The sequence below is a fragment of the Burkholderia sp. WP42 genome, from assembly GCF_000745665.1.
In the GTDB taxonomy this organism is placed as follows: domain Bacteria; phylum Pseudomonadota; class Gammaproteobacteria; order Burkholderiales; family Burkholderiaceae; genus Burkholderia; species Burkholderia vietnamiensis.
The window spans coordinates 11,726-34,494 of record NZ_JQJT01000043.1 but is presented as its reverse complement, the minus strand read 5'-3'; the positions used below and the strand labels follow the sequence as shown (position 1 = coordinate 34,494).

General features: G+C 65.0%; 17 protein-coding genes and 2 pseudogenes. 9 read left to right on the top strand and 10 right to left on the bottom strand.

Annotation, left to right across the window (positions count from 1 at the left end):
* Window positions 1–399, top strand: a 399-nt coding sequence (locus tag EX20_RS22070) for an integrase core domain-containing protein (RefSeq protein WP_034194770.1), incomplete at its 5' end; no start/stop codon positions are given.
* 547 nt (window positions 400–946) lie between these two features.
* Window positions 947–1,666: a Crp/Fnr family transcriptional regulator gene (locus EX20_RS22065; RefSeq protein WP_034194769.1), complete on the top strand. Its 720-nt coding sequence runs from the start codon at window positions 947–949 to the stop codon at window positions 1,664–1,666.
* Window positions 1,667–1,679: 13 nt separating this feature from the next.
* Here EX20_RS22065 and EX20_RS22060 read toward each other — a convergent pair whose 3' ends face one another.
* Together EX20_RS22060 and EX20_RS31225 are read right to left on the bottom strand one after the other, a co-directional pair.
* Window positions 1,680–2,108 (bottom strand): PRC-barrel domain-containing protein, encoded by a 429-nt coding sequence (locus EX20_RS22060; protein ID WP_034194768.1) that lies wholly within the window; start codon window positions 2,106–2,108, stop codon window positions 1,680–1,682.
* A gap of 244 nt (window positions 2,109–2,352) precedes the next feature.
* On the bottom strand, window positions 2,353–2,535 hold the full coding sequence (locus tag EX20_RS31225; protein WP_041494320.1) for a hypothetical protein: 183 nt from the start codon (window positions 2,533–2,535) through the stop codon (window positions 2,353–2,355).
* Between the two features lie 426 nt (window positions 2,536–2,961).
* Between EX20_RS31225 and EX20_RS31220 the strand changes: the two are divergent.
* The 3 genes and pseudogenes from EX20_RS31220 to tkt all read left to right on the top strand — a co-directional run.
* Window positions 2,962–3,168 (top strand): annotated as a pseudogene (locus EX20_RS31220) (transposase); the annotation flags it as partial.
* 652 nt (window positions 3,169–3,820) lie between these two features.
* Window positions 3,821–4,600, top strand: coding sequence for a PRC-barrel domain-containing protein (locus EX20_RS22055; RefSeq protein ID WP_014725333.1), 780 nt, complete (start codon window positions 3,821–3,823; stop codon window positions 4,598–4,600).
* An 81-nt stretch (window positions 4,601–4,681) separates the two neighbouring features.
* Window positions 4,682–6,757 (top strand): transketolase, encoded by a 2,076-nt coding sequence (tkt, locus tag EX20_RS22050; protein ID WP_034194767.1) that lies wholly within the window; start codon window positions 4,682–4,684, stop codon window positions 6,755–6,757.
* A gap of 185 nt (window positions 6,758–6,942) precedes the next feature.
* On the opposite strand, the gene EX20_RS22045 is transcribed toward tkt, so the two are convergent.
* A complete protein-coding gene (locus EX20_RS22045) occupies window positions 6,943–7,161 on the bottom strand; it encodes a hypothetical protein (protein WP_034194775.1) in 219 nt (72 codons plus the stop codon).
* Window positions 7,162–7,513: 352 nt separating this feature from the next.
* Here EX20_RS22045 and EX20_RS22040 point away from each other — a divergent pair, with 352 nt between their 5' ends.
* The gene (locus EX20_RS22040) at window positions 7,514–8,803 is read left to right on the top strand and encodes a cation:proton antiporter (RefSeq protein WP_034194766.1); all 1,290 of its coding nucleotides are present in this window, start codon (window positions 7,514–7,516) and stop codon (window positions 8,801–8,803) included.
* 116 nt (window positions 8,804–8,919) lie between these two features.
* Here the strand turns inward: EX20_RS22040 and EX20_RS31210 are convergent, their stop codons facing one another.
* The 3 genes from EX20_RS31210 to EX20_RS22035 form a co-directional block, all read right to left on the bottom strand.
* A complete protein-coding gene (locus EX20_RS31210; RefSeq protein WP_072465587.1) occupies window positions 8,920–9,078 on the bottom strand; it encodes a DUF3309 family protein in 159 nt (52 codons plus the stop codon).
* A gap of 496 nt (window positions 9,079–9,574) precedes the next feature.
* A complete protein-coding gene (locus EX20_RS31205) occupies window positions 9,575–9,721 on the bottom strand; it encodes a DUF3096 domain-containing protein (RefSeq protein WP_014725336.1) in 147 nt (48 codons plus the stop codon).
* A 61-nt stretch (window positions 9,722–9,782) separates the two neighbouring features.
* Complete coding sequence (locus tag EX20_RS22035; protein ID WP_034194765.1) at window positions 9,783–10,370, bottom strand: BPSL1445 family SYLF domain-containing lipoprotein; 588 nt, start codon at window positions 10,368–10,370, stop codon at window positions 9,783–9,785.
* A 322-nt stretch (window positions 10,371–10,692) separates the two neighbouring features.
* On the opposite strand from EX20_RS22035, the gene EX20_RS22030 reads away from it, so the two are divergent.
* The gene (locus EX20_RS22030) at window positions 10,693–10,869 is read left to right on the top strand and encodes a CsbD family protein (RefSeq protein ID WP_034194764.1); all 177 of its coding nucleotides are present in this window, start codon (window positions 10,693–10,695) and stop codon (window positions 10,867–10,869) included.
* A gap of 115 nt (window positions 10,870–10,984) precedes the next feature.
* Here EX20_RS22030 and EX20_RS22025 read toward each other — a convergent pair whose 3' ends face one another.
* Entirely contained in the window at window positions 10,985–11,320 is a 336-nt protein-coding gene (locus tag EX20_RS22025; protein ID WP_034194774.1) for a hypothetical protein, read from the bottom strand.
* 531 nt (window positions 11,321–11,851) lie between these two features.
* Between EX20_RS22025 and EX20_RS22020 the strand changes: the two genes are divergently transcribed.
* Both EX20_RS22020 and EX20_RS22015 read left to right on the top strand, forming a co-directional pair.
* Window positions 11,852–12,124 carry a hypothetical protein gene (locus EX20_RS22020; protein ID WP_014725341.1) on the top strand — a complete coding sequence of 91 codons (273 nt, stop codon included), beginning with the start codon at window positions 11,852–11,854 and terminating at the stop codon, window positions 12,122–12,124.
* Window positions 12,125–12,191: 67 nt separating this feature from the next.
* Window positions 12,192–12,371 carry a hypothetical protein gene (locus EX20_RS22015; protein ID WP_014725342.1) on the top strand — a complete coding sequence of 60 codons (180 nt, stop codon included), beginning with the start codon at window positions 12,192–12,194 and terminating at the stop codon, window positions 12,369–12,371.
* Between the two features lie 64 nt (window positions 12,372–12,435).
* Here the strand turns inward: EX20_RS22015 and EX20_RS22010 are convergent.
* The 3 genes and pseudogenes from EX20_RS22010 to EX20_RS22000 all read right to left on the bottom strand — a co-directional run bounded on the left by EX20_RS22010 (window position 12,436) and on the right by EX20_RS22000 (window position 22,721).
* Window positions 12,436–13,609 (bottom strand): annotated as a pseudogene (locus EX20_RS22010) (DesA family fatty acid desaturase).
* A gap of 86 nt (window positions 13,610–13,695) precedes the next feature.
* Complete coding sequence (locus EX20_RS22005; RefSeq protein WP_034194773.1) at window positions 13,696–13,914, bottom strand: glycine zipper 2TM domain-containing protein; 219 nt, start codon at window positions 13,912–13,914, stop codon at window positions 13,696–13,698.
* 161 nt (window positions 13,915–14,075) lie between these two features.
* Window positions 14,076–22,721 carry a GH36-type glycosyl hydrolase domain-containing protein gene (locus EX20_RS22000; protein ID WP_051974480.1) on the bottom strand — a complete coding sequence of 2,882 codons (8,646 nt, stop codon included), beginning with the start codon at window positions 22,719–22,721 and terminating at the stop codon, window positions 14,076–14,078.
* Window positions 22,722–22,769: the final 48 nt, after the last annotated feature.

Genomic DNA, 22,769 nt, shown 5'->3' with positions numbered 1-22,769 from the left:
GACTTCGTTCTGGATGCGCTCGAACAGGCGCTGTACGCGCGCCAACCGGGCGACGATGGGACCTTGATACACCACTCCGATAGGGGGGCTCAATACGTCAGAATTCGGTACAGCGAACGTTTGGCCGAGGCGGGTATCGAGCCGTCCGTCGGCAGCCGTGGCGACAGCTACGATAACGCGCTGGCTGAAACGATCAACGGTCTCTACAAGACGGAACTGATTCACCGGCGCGCCCCTTGGAAAACGAGGGAATCCGTCGAACTGGCAACGCTGGAATGGGTCGCCTGGTACAACCATCATCGGCTGATGGAACCGCTCGGCTATATCCCGCCTGCCGAAGCTGAGGCAAACTATTACAGGCAACTCAGAAATGCTGCTGAAGTGCCTGCATTAACTTAAACCAACCGGCCTCCACGATTCCCGGTGCGGTTCAGTGTTGCAACAATCCGTTGAACCTACCCTTGCAAAAGGCGTCGGGTCCATACATGCGCGAAAAGGACGATTACCCCTGTTCCCGTCGGTCATCGCGGCCGGCTTCTGGATCGGCGGTCAGTGTGGTGAAGGCTACGCTTCGCGTGCTCGTGTGCCACTGTCCAGCAACGGAGCGGACGCGCGCGCATCATCGCGGCTCATCATTCCGCGGTCGACACCGCTCAGGCCTGCCGATCGCGATTGATTTCCCCTCAACTGCTCCGTGAAATATCAGTCCCGTATCAAGCGCGCGCGATTGCGCATTGCCTTGATGCGACATGTGCCGCCACTATAATTTTCGAAACAGGATTCGCATTCGAGCGATCTACAGAACTTCATCGGGAAAAGGGACATATTGCTGCCGCCTGGTCGTCGGATCGGTAAAGTATGATGGTCGCCCCGTCCGCCGATTCCCGCAGCGCCCACATCGGTCGGATTCTCGCTCGTCAGCCGGGCGCGAGCACTGGAGTCACGCATGCCGGACAACCCGCCCATTACCGAGAATCACCTGCTTGCCGCACTGCCGAAGAACGAGCTTGTACGCATCATCCCGAACCTGACGATCGTCGACATGCCGCTCGGGAAAGTGCTGTACGAATCGGGCGGCCAGCTTCGTTACGTCTATTTTCCGACCACGTCGATCGTGTCGCTGCTGTATGTAATGGAGGATGGCTCGTCCGCGGAAATCGCGATCGTCGGGCATGAGGGCATGATCGGCGTGTCGCTGTTCATGGGCGGCGAAACGACGCCGAGCCGCGCCGTCGTGCAAAGCGCTGGACAGGCCTACCGGCTCGACGCCAGCGTCCTGAAAGAAGAATTCCGGCGCGGCAACGCGATGCAGCGTCTGTTGTTGCGCTATACGCAGGCGCTCATCACGCAGATGGCGCAGACCGCGGTATGCAACCGTCATCACTCGATCGATCAGCAGCTGTGTCGTTGGCTGCTGCTCAGCCTCGACCGCCTGCCATCGAACCAGTTGCGCATGACTCAGGAACTGATCGCCAACATGCTGGGCGTGCGCAGGTCGGGCGTGACGGAAGCGGCATTGAAGCTGCAGGACGCCGGCCTCATCCGCTACAACTACGGCCATATCGAGGTGCTGGACCGACCCGGGCTCGAAAATCGCGTGTGCGAATGCTACGGCGTGGTCAAACGCGAATTCGACCGCTTGCTTCCGGCTCTGAAGCAACTCTAGCCGTCACTACGCCTCATCCGACGGCCCAGTACGGCACCCGGTTGTAGTACTGGTGAAGTGACAATCCCCACTGCGATTGCGTCATCACCGGCCAATGCTCCTCGTCGAAGCCCGGGGCGCTTTTGACATGCGCAGCGGTTACATCCAGATGGAAACATTTGTCGCCGACATTGTATTTCATCGCACTCCACGGAATGGCACGAAGCATCTCGCCCGTGCCGCCGCTGGACGCCACCGCGTAGGCAATTTTGCCGAGGTGCAAATCGAGCACGATGTCGAATACGTTGCCGATATTCTCACCGTCCGACGCGATGATCTGGCTGCCCTTCAGGACATCCGCGGTCGTCACCATATGACCGGGTTCATCGCCAGCATCGCGTTCGACGAGCTTGCTTCCGTTTCCGTCATCCCCGGATCGGTCGGGGGTATGGAGCATCCTCATGGTGTAATCCTTGGACAAGTTCCGGGAATATCCGTCTCGTGCACGGCCTCGACATCGAAAGCGGCACTCGACGCACGAGAAAACGCTACGTGCATCGGCATTGGAAGTCGGTACGGCTCCGTACCGGGGTACACCGGGAATATCGGCTCGCCGGTGCGCCGACCGATTTCGCCATGCTTATCGATATCGCCGGATATCGGCGACTACTCGATGCCTCGTGGTCGCGCAGGGCGCTCACCCTGCGCTAGCGGTGCTTGATGTGCGACGACTTCCGATGATGTTTTCGGTGGGTCGGGCGGGAGATCATTTTCGTTACACCGCCGATCGACGGCGGATCGCTGGCGGGGAATGTCCCCTCCACTGCCTCGTCGACATTACGTTCGCTCTTGCCGCCGTTCGTATGCTGCTCTCGATATCTGCTGCGCATAACCGCCTCCATGGAGGTGAGGTTCGGATCGGGCCGCGCCGGATTCAGCTGGGCCGCCCGCGTGAAACGCCTCCGGTCACCTGCCAGCATAGACCCGATTGGAATATTCCGCCCGGTGCTAGCGCGATCCGCCGACCAACGCCAGGCATCGCGAGACAGCCACGCACACCAGCAAACCGTCCAGCATCGGAAAGACTCAGCCCGCACACCCGCCTATAGCCGGGCCACCGGGCCGAATTCGCCGCCGCCCGTATGAATCACGAGACGTCAACTCCTTCAATTTCCATCTGGATCCGCCATGAAACTTGCTCTTCTCGCCATCCCCCTGACAGATTGCCGGCGCGTACGCCGTGGCGGCGACAGTCGCCCTCGGCTCAGCGGTTTTCGCCCCACTCTCGAATGCCGCCGCCCCTGCACCGGATCACGCAGATTGCCGAAATCGAACGGCGTCTACGGGCATGGCAGAGAGAGGACAAGTCCTGCCGGGCAATTGCCGCGGTACCGGGTGTCGGGCCGCTGACGGCGACCGCAGCAGTTGCAACGATGGGGGATGTGAAGACGTTCCGATCCGGGCGCGAGTTTGCGGCGTGGATCGGGCTGGTGCCGAGGCAAACCGGCACGGGCGGTAAGGTCTAGTTGCCGGGTATAAAGCTGCAACCCATCCTGTCGCGGTCGGAACACACGAAAAACCGTCGCAAACGGGAGGCGTTCATCTAAACATGATGGACGTTTCAATCGGACACGCATGTCGAAACACGATGGCACCGAGAACGGGGATGCGACTCGTCGGCCTGATCGTTCCGTTCGGCTGCCTTGTCGGTGCACCGCAGTTGCGCGCGGACAGAATGAATCACGGCTGGGACCGGGGCAACCACGCGGGCATGACGCATCACGGCGGTCGCCACCACGACCATCCCCCGCACGGGCGCCCGGCGTCTCGCAGTTCTTCCCCCTGCGGCTGTGGTGACGCACGAATCCAGTCCGGCGGACGGATACACCCGGCCGGCAAGTGGACGTAGTGAATCTCACGACTTCGTTATCCTGATGATGACCGAGTGGATGTGTCGCGACATGCCGGGAGGGGAGATTTACGCCCGTGCGTGCTTTGTACGGTTTCGTACCGCATCTGGCATTCGTTGTGTGTAGCGTCTCAACCATGCCGGCCACCCGGGGGACGCGCTCGGCGGGCATCGTTCCGCATCGACGGGAACGGCTGGATACCACTGCACGGCAGGCAGGTTCGCCTGATTACCAATGTGCAGGGCATCGTTCTGACGAGGACATCATGTTGCGAAGCATCCGAAGGTTGCACGGAGATACGGTTCGAGCGAAGGACGGCGATATCGGGCACATTAACCAGGCCTACTTCGACGATGACAACTGGTGTATTCGCTACCTCGTCGTCGAGACGGGCGACTGGCTGCACGACAGACGGGTTCTCATCTCGCCATATTCCGTAACACATCCCGAATTCCGCACGCTATATGTCAGTCTGTCGCAACAGCAGGTGAGAGACAGCCCGAACGTGGACACGCACAAACCAGTATCGCGCCAGCACGAGATCGAGTACCTGCGTTACTACAACTACCCGACTTACTGGGGCGGCCCGAACCTTTGGGGGATGGGTGCTTACCCGGCTTTCGATCCGGCCGGTCCGTCGCAGGACCTCGAAGCGGGTGACCCGTTGTTCTCGCACGGCGCGGCGGCCAGTACGCCGGCGGATACGCATCTGCACAGCACCGGCGAGGTCGACGGCTATCGGCTCGAAGTCAAGGACGGACATATCGGCCACGTGTCCGACTTCATTTACGACGATGAAGCCTGGGTGATCCGCTATCTGGCGATCGACACGTCGAGCTGGTGGTCGACCGGCAAGGAAGTGCTGATCGCGACTCACTGGCTCGACCAGGTGGACTGGCCGACGGAAACGGTATCGACCACGCTCACGCGCGACGCGATCCGCCGCAGCCCTCCATACGACGACTCGCAGCTCGTGCATCGAAGCTACGAGATCGAGTTGCATGAGTTCTACGGCAAGCACGGCTATTGGCACGGAGACCGATAACGCTGACCCGCACAATGGCTAGCCAACGCAACGACCATCCCGTGCGGGATATCCCGTGACCGGACGCCAGGGAGCAACTGCATGACCTCAACCGATTCCCCGCCAACCGAAGGTTCGGCACTCGATGCACTCTGCATCAATACGCTGCGCTTCCTGTCGATCGATGCCGTGCAGAAAGCGGCGAGCGGCCATCCAGGCTTGCCGCTCGGCGCCGCACCGATGGCCTATGCGTTATGGATGCGCCATTTCAAGCATCACCCCGCCAACCCGGCGTGGTTCGATCGCGATCGCTTCATCCTGTCGGCCGGACATGGCTCGATGCTGTTGTACAGCCTGCTCCACCTCACCGGCTACGACCTGCCGCTCGATCAGATCCGCAGCTTCCGGCAATCGGGCAGCCTCACACCCGGCCATCCGGAGCGCGGCCTCACGCCGGGTGTCGAGACGACGACCGGCCCGCTCGGCCAGGGCTTCGCCAACGCCGTCGGCATGGCGATGGCGGAAACGCAGCTCGCAGCGTGCTACAACCGTCCCGGCTTCGCGATCGTGGATCACCACACCTACGTACTCGTCAGCGACGGCGACCTGATGGAGGGCGTCGCAGCGGAAGCGGCCTCGCTTGCCGGCCATCTCCGGCTCGGCAAGCTGATCTGCCTGTACGACGACAATCGGGTCACGCTGTCCGCCGGCACCGCGATCACCTTCACCGAAGATCGCGCGCGACGGTTCGACGCCTACGGCTGGCATACCGAAACGGTCCACGACGGCAACGACCTGGCCGCCATCGATGCGGCGCTGGTCAACGCACGCGCCGAGCAGCGGCGTCCATCGTTGATCCTCGTGCGCACGCATCTCGGCTACGGCTCGCCCAACCGGCAAGACACGTACCAGGCTCACGGATCGCCGCTCGGCGATGCCGAGGTGCGCCTTACCAAGCACAACCTCGGCTGGCCGCCCGATCCCGCGTTTCATATCCCCCCACCGGCGCTCGCGCATTTTCGCCGGGCGCTGGTGGAGGGGCGAGCACGAGAAGAGCAGTGGAACGCGCGGTTCGAGGCCTATACGCGCGCGTTCCCCGAGCTGGCGGAGATGCTGCTGAACACGGTGCGCGGCACGCTGCCCGACCGTTGGGACCGCGATATCCCGGTCTTTCCGGCCGATCAGCAAGGCATTGCGACGCGGGTCGCATCCGGCAAGGTGTTGAACGCCCTCGCTTCCCGCGTACCGTCGCTGGTCGGCGGCTCCGCCGATCTGAATCCCTCCACCTTCACCGCGCTGACCGGGCTCGGCGATTTCGAGGCCCCCGGCATGAACGCGCTCGACCGGCAAGGCTCCGACGGCGGCGGCTGGAGCCGCAGCGGCCGCAATCTGCATTTCGGCGTGCGCGAGCATGCGATGGGCGCGATCCTGAACGGCTTGGCAACCCACGGCGGCATCCTGCCGTTCGGTGCGACCTTCCTGATCTTTTCCGACTACATGCGCCCGCCGATCCGGCTCGCCGCGTTGATGCACCTGCAGGTGATCTATGTGTTCACACACGACAGCCTCGCGGTCGGCGAGGACGGTGCGACGCACCAGCCGATGGAGCAACTCGCCGGGCTGCGCGCGATCCCGGGCCTGCTGGTGATTCGACCGGCCGACGCCAACGAGACGGCCGTCGCGTGGCGCGTGGCGCTCGAAGCGCGGGAGCGGCCGACCGCACTGGTCCTGACCCGCCAGGACGTGCCGACCATCGATCGCCTCCGGTTCGCACCGGCCGAGGGCTTGCGGCGCGGCGGATACGTGCTGGCCGACGCCCCCGACGGCCGCCCCGCGCTGATCCTGATCGCGACGGGCTCGGAAGTCGCGTTGGCGCTGGCGGCGCAAGTCGAACTGCTCGCGCGCGGCGTGGCGGTTCGGGTGGTGTCGCTGCCCTGCTGGCGATTGTTCGACGCTCAGCCTCAGCCATATCAGGACGCCGTGCTGCCTAAGTCGGTCGGCGCGCGGCTGGCGATCGAAGCGGGTGTGTCGCAAGGCTGGCATCGCTATGTCGGCGATCGTGGCGACGTGCTCGGCATAGCGGGCTTCGGTGCATCGGCGCCGGGCGCCGAGCTGATGCGCGATTTCGGCTTCACGGTCGAGAACGTCTGCGACCGCGCGATGAAACTGCTCGCCTGAGCCATCGGCGGCCCGTGCGCGAATCAGGCGTTCGGGCCGCCGCCGGCATCGCGCGTACCGGCTTCGAGCACCGCGTCGACCATCGACTGGGCATCGGACACGATGCGCGCTCCACGTGATTCTCTACGTTGAAGCTTTCCGCATCGATCCGATAGAGATCCCCGGTACCCGATGGCCGGCCGTGCTCAATGCGCGGCCGACTTGCCCGCTCGACGTTCGAGCATGAGGATAAGGGCAATGATGCTGACGAAATGCGTGCGCTCCGGGGGCGTCAGACGGCCGTTCTCCAGCATCGATTCCAGCCGAATTCGCCAGAGTGCCAATGGCTCAGGTTCACCGAGCGTGACGCGTGCAATGAGTCGTTCAAGCGAACGCAGGTCTCCCTCGATTGCTGAGTGGGCCATGGCAACGCTCCGGTTGTCGTGAGGATCGGCGAACAGTCTATGACGACGCACGGCGCCACTCTGCCCGCTACCGTACATCGCCTGCGTGCCGCTTCTGGCACGCGTTCCCGACCGCTTGGGCCGCAGGCACGCGTCGCTGCGATCGCAATGGTCGTGCCCGCTCCTTTGTCCGCCATCGGACAGACGCCTGACCGGCTCGCTGCGAACGTGGGACGATCGGCGCGATACTGTGCGACGAGTGTGGGGCATCGACGCCCCGTCCGGTGCGCGCGCGTACAGCCTCCGCGACGCCACATGGCCACCTGCAACCGAAGCGCGGCGAGCGCAACGTCATTTATGCGGAGTATGCAACGTGACCGAAACGATCGGATGCCTCATCTTCGGAGCCCTGCTGATTTTCATGGGCCTCATCGGATCATCGCTCAAGCACCTACCGCTGAGCGCCGCCATGGTGTATCTCGGGATAGGCTTTCTAATCGGACCCTCTGGCATCAATTTCCTGTCGATGACATTGCCGGACGACGTCACGCATTTGCGCATCGCCGCCGAAATCGGCCTTCTCATCTCGCTGTTCGCCATCGGCCTGAGACTGCGTGTCCCGCCTACCGATCGCCGCTGGATGTTGCCGCTTCGGCTTGGCATCGTCGCGATGATCGTCACTGTCGCGTCGATCGCCATGCTCGGCGTGCTGGTGTTGAATTTGAGTCTCGGCGTCGCGGTATTGCTGGGCGCAATGATCGCGCCGACGGACCCGGTGCTTGCTCATGACGTCGGCGTGCGTGACGCCGGCGACGTCGAGCTGGTGCGGTTTTCATTGTCCGGCGAAGGCGGGATCAACGACGGCACTGCCTACCCATGCGCGGTGCTCGGCCTGCTGTTGTGCGGCTCCGGCACGAGTTCGGATGTTCACTGGAGCATGGTCGGCGGCATTGCATGGGGCATCGCGTCCGGGGTGGGCGCCGGCTGGCTGCTCGGCTTCGCCACCGCTCGGATCGTCGCGTTCTTGCGCAGCCGTCACGGGCAGGCGCTCGGCCTCGAAGGATTCTTCGCGCTTGGCCTGATCATGCTGTCGTATGGCGTGACGCTCGCCATTCATGGCTACGGGTTTCTGGCCGTGTTCGCCGCGGGCGTCGCGATGCGGCGCGTCGAGCACCGAACGAGCGGCCAGAAAACGTCGAAGGAGACGGTCGGCATCGTGGACAGCGAGGATGTCGAGGCCACCTCCACCGATCCCGACAAAGCCCATGCATTCGTCGCGGAGTCGGTCATGGGTTTCACGATCGAGCTTGAACACATTGCCGAAGCCGTGCTGATCCTGCTGATCGGCGCGCTTGTCTCCCGTTATTGGGCTGACATGCTCACCTGGACGGGTGCGGCTGTGGTCGCAATCCTGCTGTTCGTCATCCGGCCGGTCGCCATCCAGCTCGCGCTGATCGGCTCCCGAGCGTCGCACCACCAGCGCCGCTTGATCAGCTGGTTCGGCATTCGCGGCGTGGGTTCCCTGTATTACCTGATGCTGGCTCTCGAGCAAGGGCCACGCGCGGAACTGTTGCCGCTGGTTCCGTGGGTACTATCCATCATCGCCATGTCGATCGTGCTGCACGGCATCTCGGCCGCGCCGCTGATGCGCCGCTATGCGTGAGATCCGTGGCGGGCGAGGCGGCACGGGTCGAACGGTTCGGTGCAGTGCAACGCCCGGCACTCAAGGTGCCGGGCGGCGGTATTTCCATGAACCTGCAGTGTCGATGACGTCTCGCGTCACAGTCTGCCAAGCAACATCAGGACGAGCAACACGACCAATACCAAGCCCAGCAATCCGCTTGGACCATAACCCCAGCCGTTGCTGTAGCGCCAGGCCGGAATCGCCCCGACCAGCAGCAGCACGACCACGATCAGTAGAAGAAGTCGCAGTGACATGTCGTCTCTCCTCAATCAATCCGGTCAGTCATGTCGCGATGCGTCCGCACCGATGGCTGCCGAATGCAATCGAACCGATGCTTCCGTCGATACGCTCACATGCGCCGTTCGTCGCCTGTCGCGTCGAAATCGGCGGTGCCATCTGTCGAATGCCTGAGTACCCCGGACGGAAGTCGCCTGCTTTCTTAATGCAGGACCCGCGCTCGATGTACCAGGTTCGGAACGTGCATCGACTCTTTCGATATGAAAGCAGGTGGACGCGGGCGTGGAGTCGGTCGGCAACGTACCGGACGCACGCGCGTCATCGCGGGCATCGCGGAGCATCACTCCGGCAGCGCGACCTCGATTGCAATCGGCACGCGATGGCGCAACCGGAAAACGAGCCGGCACATCGTTCCGCGGTCGACACCGTGCGGCCCCGGCGACGGCAACGGGTCGACGATCGCGGGTGCCGCTTGCGAAGTTCGTCACCTGCTTTCTCGTGGGTGGTCCCGGTTCAGTGGAGATGTCCGCCGAACAGCCCGAGCAACCCGATGACGATCAGATAGATCGCAACGATGTAGTTCAACAAACGGGGAACCACAAGAATCAGAATGCCGGCGATCAGCGAAACCAGCGGGCCCGCTGTCGTGAGGACGCGCATGCGCCCTCCGCAAGATTGAAAACAACACAGGGATACGAAGCCGCCCTGCCTCCGCCGCTCGTTACAGCGACTTGAGCCGGGTGACCTTCGTGCCTTCGAGCGTGACGCCGGCCATCAACCCGTTGTTCGTCAGCACGAACGCTTCGATCGGCGCGGTCGCGGTGCTGGTGTCGATGTTGCCGTTCGCGCCGATTTTCAGTACTGCCACCGACGCGTCGCCGCCCACCGACCAGCCTTCGCTGTTACGGAAGCGACCAAGCGCATCCTCGGTCATGAACAGGAAAATGATGGCTTTCGATTGCGCACCGATCTGCAGCCCGATCGAGCCAGTGGTGGTGCTGTAGTACCCGACCGTGCTGCCGGCAACGCGCAGCGAGCCTTCGCCGTACTGGCCGCCGACGAAGAGACCGGCCGCGATGACTGACGGGAATACCAGCACGCCGCGTGCCTTGCCGACGAGTTCACGCGAGCCTTTGGCGGTCGTGTAAAGGCGCGCAAGGGTCGAGTCGACGCCTGCATCGATGGTGTGGCGTTTGTCGGTCTGGTGGCCGCTGGCGTCGGATGTGCCGGTCGTCGTGCATCCCGAGACCGCGAGGCCGATAGCCAGGATCGATCCCGGCGTACCCCATAGAAAGGTTCGTCGCTGCATGATTCACCCCAAGGTTGTTCGTGGATATCCCTGACGCTACACACAGGCGAATACGAATGCGGTACGAAAGCGTACCAAGCATGCAAAAACAGACAACCTGCACAACCTCTCTTCGCGGTGATCGCGCCGATCGCCGCCCGCGTGCATTCGACGGCACGCCGGCGTCGATTCGCGTACGGCATCGTACCGACTTCCGTCTCGATTGCGCGCAGTGTGTCTTCGGGCGCCCTGATTGTTCCGCGCTGAAGCGGCCGATATGACGCTTCGATGGTTCCAGGTTTCGTATCAGCAAAGCAGGCGACCCATGTCAAGGAGCAGTGTGATGAACAGGGATCAGGTGAGAGGTCGCATCGCGGAAGCGAAAGGCAGACTGAAGGAAATGGTCGGCAGGGTCATGGGAAATCGATCGACCAGAATGCAGGGCAAGGTCGAGCAGGTCGTCGGGAAGACACAAGCGTCATTCGGTGACGCGAAAGAGCAGTTCAGGAAGCGGCCGTAGTGTGTTCGCGCGAACGGTTCCGTCGCGCCGCGCGAACAGGCAACGTGCGCGGATTCACCGGGTGTTGACGGCGCGTGCATGCAACATCCGGCGATACCCGTTTCCCGACTGGCCATCACGATGCCGCAATACGTCGGGTGTGGTCGCCGTGCGCGGCGGCAAGTGGTTTGTGCTGCTCGTCTCCCATGCCGGGAAAGAACGCGTCCCACGCATCGCGGACGCCTTTCGCTGCGGTCGCATCCGCGGCAATCGTCTCCTGGTCGACCGACTTGGCCGGATCAGAGCACAAGCCTCGCCAACGCGTAAAGGTGAGCATCGGCTTTTCGGTCCATTCGCCGTCGCCGAACTTCGCAAACGCCGTGTCGCCGCTCACCAGTCGCACTTCATACCATCCGTTGCGAACAGGCGCATATTGGTCCAGCGTAAACCATCGTGTAGATTGGATTTTCATCATTGCCTCCTCATGGGTCCACGGATCGTTTTGCAGGACAAAACTCCGGTCCCGCCTGGCCGACGCATGTGCGCTAATACGCGCACCGATTCAGCCACAGCCGGCCTGCGGCCGTCATGTTGATCGAGCCGCCGGTGCGCGACTCGTATGCAAGCCCGTGAGTCAATAGTTCATTCGCTATGGGACGCGGAATATCGGCTTGGGAATCCGGAATTCGATCAAGCGATTTGAGGGTCTCGACGACCTCGGGTGAAAGTGGGATGCACATGGCGGCCTCCTCGGTGTTGAGTTCATCGTGAACCGGACGCCACGCGCCGGTCTGTACGGTATCGACTATTTGGAGGCGAATTCTTCCGCAACCGCATCGCAGCCCGGTGATTTATCAGCATGGAGAATATGTTTCGGCATCCAATTCTTTTATTGCGAAACCATTGTCTAGCGCGCACACTGAAAATACCTGCCGGTTTTTTGTCAAGGCATCGGCGCCCTTGAATCCTTTGGCGCCAACGGCTGCTCTGTCAGGAGCACATCATGACCATCCCCACTCTCGAATATCGCGGACGTGAACTCCGCGTCTATTCACAAATGCTTTTCCCACCGTTCGGCGATCCGCACGCCCCCGGCCCGAAGCGTTTCGCTTCAATCGTGCGCATCGACACGATTCCGGCGACCTCGGCAACGGCGCCGCGTTACTCGACCATTTTCGAGCATGGCGCTCCGCAAACGGCGGCGCTCGCACTCGACCTGGCGATGCAATTCGGCAAGGACATCGTGGACGGCAAGATCGCCCCTGCGGCAATCTGATCCGTCCGCCGCATCCGACTCGACGCGGCGTCTCGCGACGCGAGCACACCTCACTCAGGAGCAGCCCATGAAATATTACTCAGGCACCTCGATCGATCGGCGCGATGACGCGACCCGGCAAAAGCAGCGGGATGATCTGGCCCGTGCCGACGTCGAACGCGCCGAAAAGCGCATCCGCCAGGATGCCGGCATCAATTCCAATGCGAGCAAGTGGCGTTATTCGCGCCCCGACAATCGGGCAAGATGAGCGGCACTTGCGCAGCAAGCGTGTGGCACGCCGGTCCCGCATGGCGGGTCGCGGCGTGCCGCGATCACGCATACCGGCGCAGGCGCATCGAGAAATAGGCGATCGCCTTGATGTCGCTCTGCTCCGTACAACGGCACCAATCCTGCAACTGAACCAGCAATTGCTCGTGCGATGCGTGTAACCACGTCCATAGCTCGAGCAACGCCTCGTACATATGCACGTACACGCGTATTCGCCGGTTCGCATTGGGGCTCGTCAGCGCGCGCAGATCGGGCTTGCGCTGATGGCCCCTGGCCTGGCGCAGCCAGCGTTTCATGCCGAGCGCGAACGCGCGCTTGTCGTCCCGGCTCATGTCCTGGATGCGGCGCAGCTCCCGCCCGGCAGGCGGGTTCGAGCATGCGCGCATAGGCGGCGATCACCGCATGCCGGTTGCGGATGACCGCTTGCAGCGTTGCGTCGTCAATCACGACCTTGTTCGCGAGCAGGCGCGGCATCGTCGCGACTCGCCGAACGGTCGCGAGCCTCAACGCCGCCAGCAGGTGGATGTACAGCCAGCCGATGTCCAATTCGAACCGGCGGTTCGACAGCCTGGCGGACGTCACGTATGCGTGGTGATTGTTATGCAGCGCTTCTCCTCCGATCAGGATGCCCATCCGGAAAAGGTTCGTGCTCGCATCGTGCGTCGCGAAATTCCGATCGCCGCCGAAGTGGCCGCAACCGTTGATCACGCCGCCGGCTCAGAACGAAATCCACATCATCCGGATCGCCCACGCCGCCACGCCGGGCAGCCCGACGTCGATCACGGCCAGCAGCCCGACGCCGAGATTCGGATAGCGGGCATAGACGTGGCGTTCGAGCCAGTCGTCCGGTGTACCCGAGCCATATCGGCGCAGCGTTTCCTCGTTCCGCACTTCCTCACGGTACAGCTCCGCGCCGCGCAGCAGCACGGTCGCGAGGCCTCGGGTTCGCGGGCTATGCGGATAGTCCGGGGTCTCGCTTCTCGCGTGATGCTTGCGATGCACGGCGACCCACTGCAGGGTCAGCATGCCGGTCGTCAACCACAGCCAGAGCCGGAAGAAGTAACTAACGCACGGGTGCAGATCCAGCACCCGATGCGCCTGACAGCGGTGCAGGTACACCGTCACGCCGATGATGGTGACATGCGTGAGCGCGAACACGATCCACGCAAGCTGCCACCAGGACAGCCTCAGCTCGCCGCTCAGCAGAAATGCCGACATGCCGGTCGCACTCCGGAGCACGCACGTATTCGCGCGCTTCGCCGTGACGGCGAGTGCGCGCGCCGATTCCCTACCCTTCGGCCGGCCTATTTCCCGACCTGATTGCCGACAACGCCGCCGACGGCCGCGCCGCCAACCGTGCCCAATGCACTACCGCCCGTCAGGACCGCGCCAGCGACGCCGCCGACACCCGCCCCGATCACGGTATCCGTTCCGCGGCGAGACATACCGCCGCAACCCGCCAGCAAGGCAATCGTCATGGTGACTACCGCCATCTCGACTGCCACGGAATGTAGCTTTCTCATGATCATCTCCTCGGGTTGCCGCTGCGCTGTCCGATCCGGCACGATACGCGGAAACCCATGCGCTGACGTCTCGATGAAATTCGGGACGTCGGTTCATGATGGGCGGTGAATCGCACGCAGTCCGTCCGCCAACGTACCGGCCCGGATGCCGACCTGCCGCCTCACTGAAGCGCCGCTTGCGCGCCCCCCAGCGTCACGACCACGCTGTGACGCCGGCCGTCGTCCACGAGTCGCACCGCCGCTTTGCCGGTGGCGCGCCGCACGCCATCGACGACCAGGCGGGACACGCCGCTGCTGACGTCGTCCGGGTTCTCGACGACGATGTCGTAGTACGACGCCCCGTGGCGCAGCGTTGCCCTGAAACCCGGCCAGGATCGTGGTACGCACGGTTGAATGGACAGCATGTCGCCATGCCTGCGCAGGCCGAGCAGGCCTTCGACGCCCGCGCGATACAGCCAGCCCGCCGAGCCGGTGTACCAGGTCCATCCGCCCCGGCCCACATGCGGCGCGACCGAATAGACGTCGGCGGCGACCACGTACGGCTCCACCCGATAGCGATTCGCGCCGCTGCGCGTGCGGCTGCGATTGACCGGATTGAGCAGCGCGAACAGTTTCGCGGCGCGATCGCCGTCACCCATCTGTGCGAACGCGAGCACCGACCATGTGGCCGCATGCGTGTACTGGCCGCCGTTTTCCCGGATGCCCGGCGGATAGCCCTTGATATAGCCGGGATCGACCGGCGAACGATCGAACGGCGGCGCGAACAGCAGCGCCAGGCCATCGTCGCGGCGGATCAGCCACGCGTCCAGCGCGTCCATCGCCTGCGCGGCGCGCGCCGGGTCCGCCGCGCCCGACAGCACGCTCCACGACTGCGCGATCGCGTCGATCGTACATTCGGTATTGTCGGCCGAGCCGAGCGGCGTACCGTCGTCGAAGTAGCCGCGCCGATACCATTCGCCATCCCACCCCGCATCGGCGAGCGCATCGCGCAACGCGCCGGCGCGCGTCAGCCAGCGCGCCGCCAGTTCGCCCGAGCCGCGTGCCGTGGCGAGCGGGGCGAACGCCGTGAGCGTCGCATGCAGAAACCACCCGAGCCAGACACTTTCACCCCGCCCGGCTTCTCCGACCCGGTTCATGCCGTCGTTCCAGTCGCCCGTGCCGATCAGCGGCAGGCCATGCTCGCCGACCTGCGCGAGACTGGACTCCAGCCCGCGCACGCAATGCTCGAACAGCGACGCGCTCGTTTCCGAGATGCGCGGGATGAAGAACGCGTCCTGCTCGTCGGCGGCCAGCGGTCGTCCGTCGATGAACGGGATCGATACATCGAGAATCGCGCGGTCGCCGCTGACGTCGACGTAGTGCGCAACCGCATGCGCGAGCCAGACGCGGTCGTCGGAGATCCGCGTGCGTACGCCGCTGCCGCTTTCCGGCAGCCACCAGTGCTGCATGTCGCCCTCCGGAAACTGGCGCGCCGCCGCCCGCAGCAAATGCTCGCGCGTCAGGGCCGGGCGGACGGCCGCGAGCGCCATACCGTCCTGCAGTTGGTCGCGAAAACCGTACGCGCCGCTCGCCTGATAGAAGCCTGCACGCGCCCAGATCCGGCACGACAGCGTCTGGTACAACAGCCAGCGGTTCAGCATCAGGTCCATCGCGCGATCAGGCGTTTCGACCTGAACGGCGCCGAGCGTCTCGTCCCAGAACGCCGTCACGGCGGCGAATATCGCGTCGAGATCCGCCTGACGGTAATGCGCGATCAACTGTCGTGCCGTTGCCGCATCAGCACCTTCACCGAGCAGCAAGACGATTTCGACGCTGCCGCCAGGTTCGAGATCGACCGTGGTCTGCAACGCGGCACACGGGTCGAGCCCGGCGCCGACGCGGCCCGACAACGGCGTCGCGCCGGCCCTGCCCGGAAAACCGGCAGGATCGCTCAGGACGCCATTGCGGCCGATGAACTCGCGCCGGTCCGCGCTCCACGAGGTTTGCAGGCCGCATAAATCGGCGAACGCCACCCTGCCGCGATACACCTGACTCCAGTCGTTGCGGGCAAACAGCGCGCCGGTCGGCTGATCGATCTCGCTCACGGTGTGCGGCGCCGCGACGCTGCGCGACGCGCCCAGCGCCCACTCCGCATAGGTTGCCACGGACAGCCGGCGAGTCCGGTCGGACAGGTTGCGCAAGGTCAGGCGGGAAATCTTGACAGGATCGGCCAGGGGCACGAACTGCAGCAACTCGACGGCGACGTCGGCGGCGGAATGCTCAAACCGGCTGTAGCCCTGGCCATGACTCGCCACGAAAGCGGTCGCGCCCGGCGCATCGTCGCCGATCGCGACCGCCTGCGGCCCCCAGCGCATGCCGGTCTCGTCGTCGCGGATGTAGAACACCTCGCTCGACGGATCGGTGACCGGGTCGTTCGACCACGGTGTCAGCGGATGCTCGCGGCTGTTCGTCACCCAGGTATAGCCGCCGCCCTCCGCCGACGTCAGGAAGCCGCATGACGGATTCGCGACGACGTTGACCCACGGCATCGGCGTGTGTTGACCGGGCTGCAGGATCACGACGTATTCGCGGCCGCCGCGCGCGAACCCACCGATACCGTTGAAGTATTCGAGCCCCGCGCCGGCCTGCGCGCCCTTCGGCGGCGCAATCGCGGGCGGCGGCAGCGGCGCGCGCGCGGCATCCGGGCGGGCGGGCGGCGGTGAACCAGCGAGGCGTCGCAACTGGTCCACCAGCCGGCCGTTGCGCGCGGCGAGCACGGCGCGCGCAACGGCCGGAAACAGCGCGCGCGCCGCCGCCGCCATCAGGTCCTCGCGCAGCACGAAAATACTGCCGCGCCCGGCTTCGTCCGGCAATTGCCGGGCCCGCACCAGCCCCTCGAGCGCCAATTGCAAATCCTGCACGTACGACGCCGCGCGCTCGTTGATGATGACCAGATCGACCTCGAGCCGCTTCATCCGCCAGTACTCGTGCGCACGGATCAGCTGCCGCACCATGGCGATGTGCTCGATGTCGTCGATCCGCACCAGCAGGATCGGCAGATCGCCCGATACGCCGTGCGTCCATAGCGGCGACGCGCCCACGCCGCCCGCCGCCGACACCGCCGCTGCATGGCGCAGCAGCGCGGCGGAGCCCGGCCGCATCGACGCATCGCTGTAGAGCATGTATCCGGCCAGTTGCTGGAACAACGCGGCCTCGTCGAGGCTCACCGCGCTATGCCGCAGCTGCACCTGCGCCTGGGTCCACGCGAGCATTGCCGCCCGCGCGAACGATTCGCCGTCGCGATGCTTGTCGACCAGGTCGAGCAGCTGCGCGCGCGAATCCGCGACGATGGTCCAGTAGGCGATGCTCGCCTTCGAGCCCGGCTCGATGCGCAGCCGCTGCCGCAGCGTGAACGCCGCGTCCAGTACCGCGCCTTCGCAAGCGCCCAGCGCACGCTGTTCGGTCAGCGCAAGCGGCAGGCGAACGCTGCGCCCGCGTCCGATAACGCGCAATCGATCGGTGTCGAATTCTGCCGCGCCGACGGTTTCGCCGGAAGTCACGGCCAGATGAGCGGCCCAAACTTCCACCTCGTTCGGCGCGCGCTTGCGCCGCGTCGCCAGAATCGCGCCGGACGCAGGCACGTACTCGGTTTCGATGAACAGTTTCGAGAATGCGGGATGGGCATGATCGGCGACGTGCGGAGCGAGCACGACTTCCGCATAGGACGTGAATTCGATCACGCGTGGCCGGGAGCCGGTATTGGCCACCGACACCCGCCGCACTTCCGCATCGTCCTCGGCGGATACCACTACCTCAAGCGACGTCGTCAGGGTGCCGTCGCGACGGACGAACTCGGCGCGATCCTCGGTGAACGTCACTTCGTAGCTGTTCGGCACCACGCCGGTGGGTTGCCACGTGGCCGACCAGACCTCGCCGCTCTCGGCGTCGCGCAGATACAGATAGCTACCCCAATCGTCGCGCGTCGCGTCTTCCCGCCAGCGCGTGACGGCCAGATCGTCGCGGCGGCTGTAGCCGGAGCCTGCGGCCGTGAGCATCACGGCGTAGTGGCCGTTGGACAGCAGATGCGTGACGGGCGCGGGATCGTCCGCCGACAGCAGGCGCCGTGCAACGCCGGCGTCGACGCCATGCATCCTGCCGGCGGGGCTCGCGTCGACCCGCGGCCGCCCTGCCGCGACCCGGCCCGGCACCTGCTCCTGCAACAGCAGCTCGGTAGCGCGCACGGCCGGCTCGCCATGGAAGAAGGCGCGAATGCGCCCGCCCAGCAGCGCATTAGCGATCGACACGATCGACATGCCCTGGTGATGCGCCATGAATGCGCGCACGATCGCAACTGACATGCCTTCCGGCACGCGCGCGGGCGTGTAGTCGAGCGCTTCGTAGAAGCCGAAGCGCCCGCACGCGCCGGCTGCACGCAGCCGCTCGAAGTTGCGCGCGGCGGCGTCCGGCGCGACCATCGCCGCGAGCGCGGTCGCATAGGGCGCGACCACTAGGTTCTGGTCGAGATCGCGCTTGAGCCCCAACTCCGGCACGCCGAAGCTCGAATACTGATAGGTCAGCTCGATGTCGCGCGTGTTGTACGCCGATTCGGACATGCCCCACGGCAGGCGCAGCCCGTCGCCGTAGGCGATCTGTCGACGCACCACCAGGTGATTGGTGCGCGCGAGCAGGCTGCTGTCCGGCGCGCGCATCACGAGCGACGGCATCAGGTATTCGAACATCGATCCCGACCACGAGATCAGCGCCGCGCCGTGCCCGATCGGCGTCGCCAGGCGGCCGAGCCGGAACCAGTGCCGTGCCGGGACATCACCCTTCGCGATCGCGACGAAACTCGCGAGGCGCGCCTCCGACGCCAGCAAATCGTAGTTGCCAGGATCGAGCCGCCCGTCGGCCACCGCGTAACCAATCGACAGCAGATTGCGCACCGGGTCGAGCAGAAAGCCGAACTCCATCGCGTAGGCCATCTGCAACGCGGTATCGGCCAGCGCATGCAGGCGCTTGTTCAGCACGTCCGCTTCGTCCGGCGTGCGCGTCGCGTCGCGGCAATGCCCCTGCACCGCGTGCTCCAGCGCCTGCGCCCAAAACAGCACGTCGTCGACGTCGCCGCCCCGTACCCCGCCGACCTCGTCCGTCAGCGCGCGTGCGACATCGGCGACCGTCGCGGTGAGGATCGTGATCTCGGACCATTCCGGCGCGGCGGGGCCGTCCGGGGCGCCGACTTCCCGGGCCGGAACGGCGAGCGCCTCATCCAGCTCGGTCGCGGCCCGCTCGAATTCGCCGTGCAAGGTCGTCCGGGCATCGCCATCGCTGCACACGGCTTTGCGCAACAGCGCGAGCGTGTCACCGATCCCTTCGTACGCGGCCTGCCACCCCACACCGGCGGGCTGATTCGCCCAGGCCCGGCAACCGTTGCCGAGGGCAATCAGGTGGCCGGCAAGATTGCCGCTGTCGACCGACGACACGTACTTCGGCTCGAGGGGCCGCAGGTCGCGCGTGTCGTACCAGTTATAAAAGTGGCCGCGATAGCGTGACATCAACCGCATCGTCGCGACTGTCGCCTCCAGCCGCGACACCGCGTCCAGCGTACCGAGCCAGCCAAACTCGCGGGCACTGACGGCGGACAGCAGGTACAGCCCGATGTTGGTGGGTGAAGTCCGGTGCGCGACGACGGGCTTCGGGTTCTCCTGGAAATTGTCCAGCGGCAGCATCTGATCGTCCGCCGTCACGAACGTCTCGAAATAACGCCAGGTCCGGCGCGCGTCGCGCCGCAGTTGACGCGCATCGTGCGGGGTCACCGCCAGCTCGCCCGCCGGCCGTGGTGCGCGGCTCAGCCAATACGCAATCGCCGGCGCGGCAAGCCAGACGACTACGAACGGCACGGCCAGCCAACCCGTATGACGATCGAAGCGCCAGCCCGCCATCAGGGCGGCAGCCGCGACAAGCAGTGCGAGCGTCACGCCGCCGCGCATTTGCAGATAGGTGGGCGCGAGCGTCCGCCGGTCGCGCGCCCCCGCTGCGGCCGCCGTGGTCCATTCGAGCAGATGGCGACGGCTGATCGCCACACGAAACAGCGTACGCGCGATCGCGTCGCCCATCGACCACGCCTGCTGCGGCAACATGACGATCGACAGGCCGAACCGCGTCAACGCGAACCGCAACTCCATCGACCATGCATGGAGCACGCTGCGCGTGGTCATCTTCACGTGCGTGCGCCGCCAGCGCGGCACCAGCCCGCTCAATACAGGCAACAGGAACGGCAGCGCGATCGTCACCAGCACGAAGGCGCTCCAGGCGAGCGATACGGGGAGCGGCAGCATCCATCCGGCCAGTAGCGCAACCAGCATGGCGGGCGCCGTGAGTGTGCGGCGCAGGTTGTCCAGCATCTTCCAGCGGCCGACCGCCGTCAACGGTTCGTGGCCGAACAGCAACCAGGGCAGGAGCTGCCAGTCGCCGCGCGCCCATCGGTGCAGGCGGCTCGCGGCGACGTCGTAGCGGGACGGTGACGCTTCGACAACCTCGATATCCGACGCTAGTCCGGCCCGCGCGAAAATACCTTCGAACAGATCGTGACTGAGCACTGCGTTCTCCGGCACGCGACCGGCGAGCACCGCCTCGAACGCATCGACGTCGTAGATGCCCTTGCCCGCATAGGAGCCTTCGTCGAACAGATCCTGATAGACATCCGATACGGCTGACACGTAAGGATCAATGCCGTGCGCGCTCGACGACACGCGCTGGAACAGCGAACCCTCGTCGCCGCTCGCGAGCGACGACGTGACGCGCGGCTGAAGGACGCCGTAGCCGCCGACGATGCGCCGGCTCGCCGAATCGAATACCGGCCGGTTGAGCGGGTGCGCCATCTTGCCGACCAGGCGGCGCACAGTATCGCGCAGCAACCGCGTATCGGCATCGAGCGTAATCACGTAGCGCACGTCCGGCGGCACGTGCGGCGTCCGGTCGGCCGTCGCGATGAACGTCGTGTCCGATGCGCCGCGCAGCAATCGGTTCAGCTCGTGCAGCTTGCCGCGCTTGCGCTCCCAGCCCATCCAGCACCGTTCGCCGTCGCTCCATACGCGCTTGCGGTGCAGCAGCAGGAAGCGCTCGCCTGCGCCCGGCGCGGCCGGATAAAGCCGATTCAACCGGTCGATGCCCGCCATCGCGGATGCCAGCAACCCGTCGTCGCTGTCGGTGTGCGGCGTGGACGCGTCCATCCAGTCGGAGAGCAAAGCGAAGTAAAGCGCGCCGTTGGGGCTCGCCAGGTGATGAATTTCCAGTTGCTCGATCTGCTCGCCGAGCGCAGCTTCCGTCGTCAGCAGCACCGGCACGGCGACCATCGTGCACAGGTCCGGCGGAATACCGTCGAGCAATGCGAGGCCGGGCAGAATCTTCGCACCGACATCGCGCATCACGCCGCGATTGACGAGCGCGACCGCGGCATCCAGCGCGGGTAGCAGGCCGGCGACGCCGAGCCAGATCAGCCACTGACCGGGCGGCTCGATGCGAGCGAGCCATGCCAGCATGCCCGTCAGCAGCAGCGCGGCAATCAGCCCGATCCGGCCGAGATACCCGCCGAGACCGGCGTGGCGAGTAAGGCGCCGCAACCACAACGCAACGGGCGGCCGATAGCCGATCTCCGCTTCGAATGCGGCGCGACCGTCCGCTAGCAGGTAGTAACCGGGGTCCGCCTCGCGGCTAGGCATCGCGCCGGCGGCCGGTGCTTGGCTCGGCCCTTGCGCCACGGCATCGGCGACGACGCGACGGGCAATCTCGAGCTCGCTGACGGGCGCGCCGCGGGCAAGCGCTTCAACCGCGTCGCGATACAGATTGCGCGTGGGGAAATCCATCTCCGCGAAACCCGGGTGGCTGCGCAGCACTCGATCGACCAGGCTGATGCGCTCGAACAACTCGGTCCAGTCCACCTCCGAAATCAGCCGCATGCTGGTGATCACGTTGCGCACGGTGAGGCTGGCGGCGCCCTGCTCGTGGTTGACGGAGGCGACGATCTGGTCAGGCGTCGCGCCGCGCGCTGCCAGGTGCCGATGCAGCCACACCAGTGCCGGTGCGACGGCCGGATCGGGATCGTGCAGCCGCTGGATCAGTTGTACCGCGAACGCATCGTGCGATACCGCCTGCTCATAACGCGCGACGAGCGGCTCTGTCTCCGCCCGCGCCTGCCCGCGTTCGCCGAGCAGGCGATCCGCGAGCGCGTCGGCATCGAGCCGCGCGCGCCGGTCGTCGATGATCTGATCCGCGAGCCGCCGCAGGTTTTCGATCAGCACGATGCGCAGCGTGATCGCCACCGCCCACAGTTCGCCGATCGTCAGCGGTTCCACCGCCTGATAGGCCAGCATGAAACGGCACAGTACATCGGGATCGAAACGGCTGTCCGTATGGGCGACGAACGACCAGTTGATCCCGAATACGCGCGGATAACCGGCGAACGGGCCGTTGCCGAGCTTGGGCAATTGCCGGTAATAGCGTGGGGAAAGATCATCGTGGATCTGCCGCACCTGCTCCGCGACCAGGTAGTAATTGTCGAGCAGCCACTCCGCTGCCGGCGTGATCTCTTCGCCGCGGGCGTCTGCGGCCACGGTGTTCCGGTACGCCTTCAGCAGATGATCCGCGTTGTCCTTCAGCCGCGTCGCCAGAGACGGGCCAGAGGCCGCCCCGGGCACTACCTTCTGCGCACGCGCCAGGCTTCCCGCATGCTGCGCCAGCCGTTCATCACCAAAGAACTCCTCGCGAATCGGTCGTGCATTGCTCCATGGCGATGTCCGGCGTCGCAAAATACGCGCAACGCGAATCTTCACGGCACCTTCTCCTGAATGACCACTCCATCCGCCCAGGCTTCACGCCCA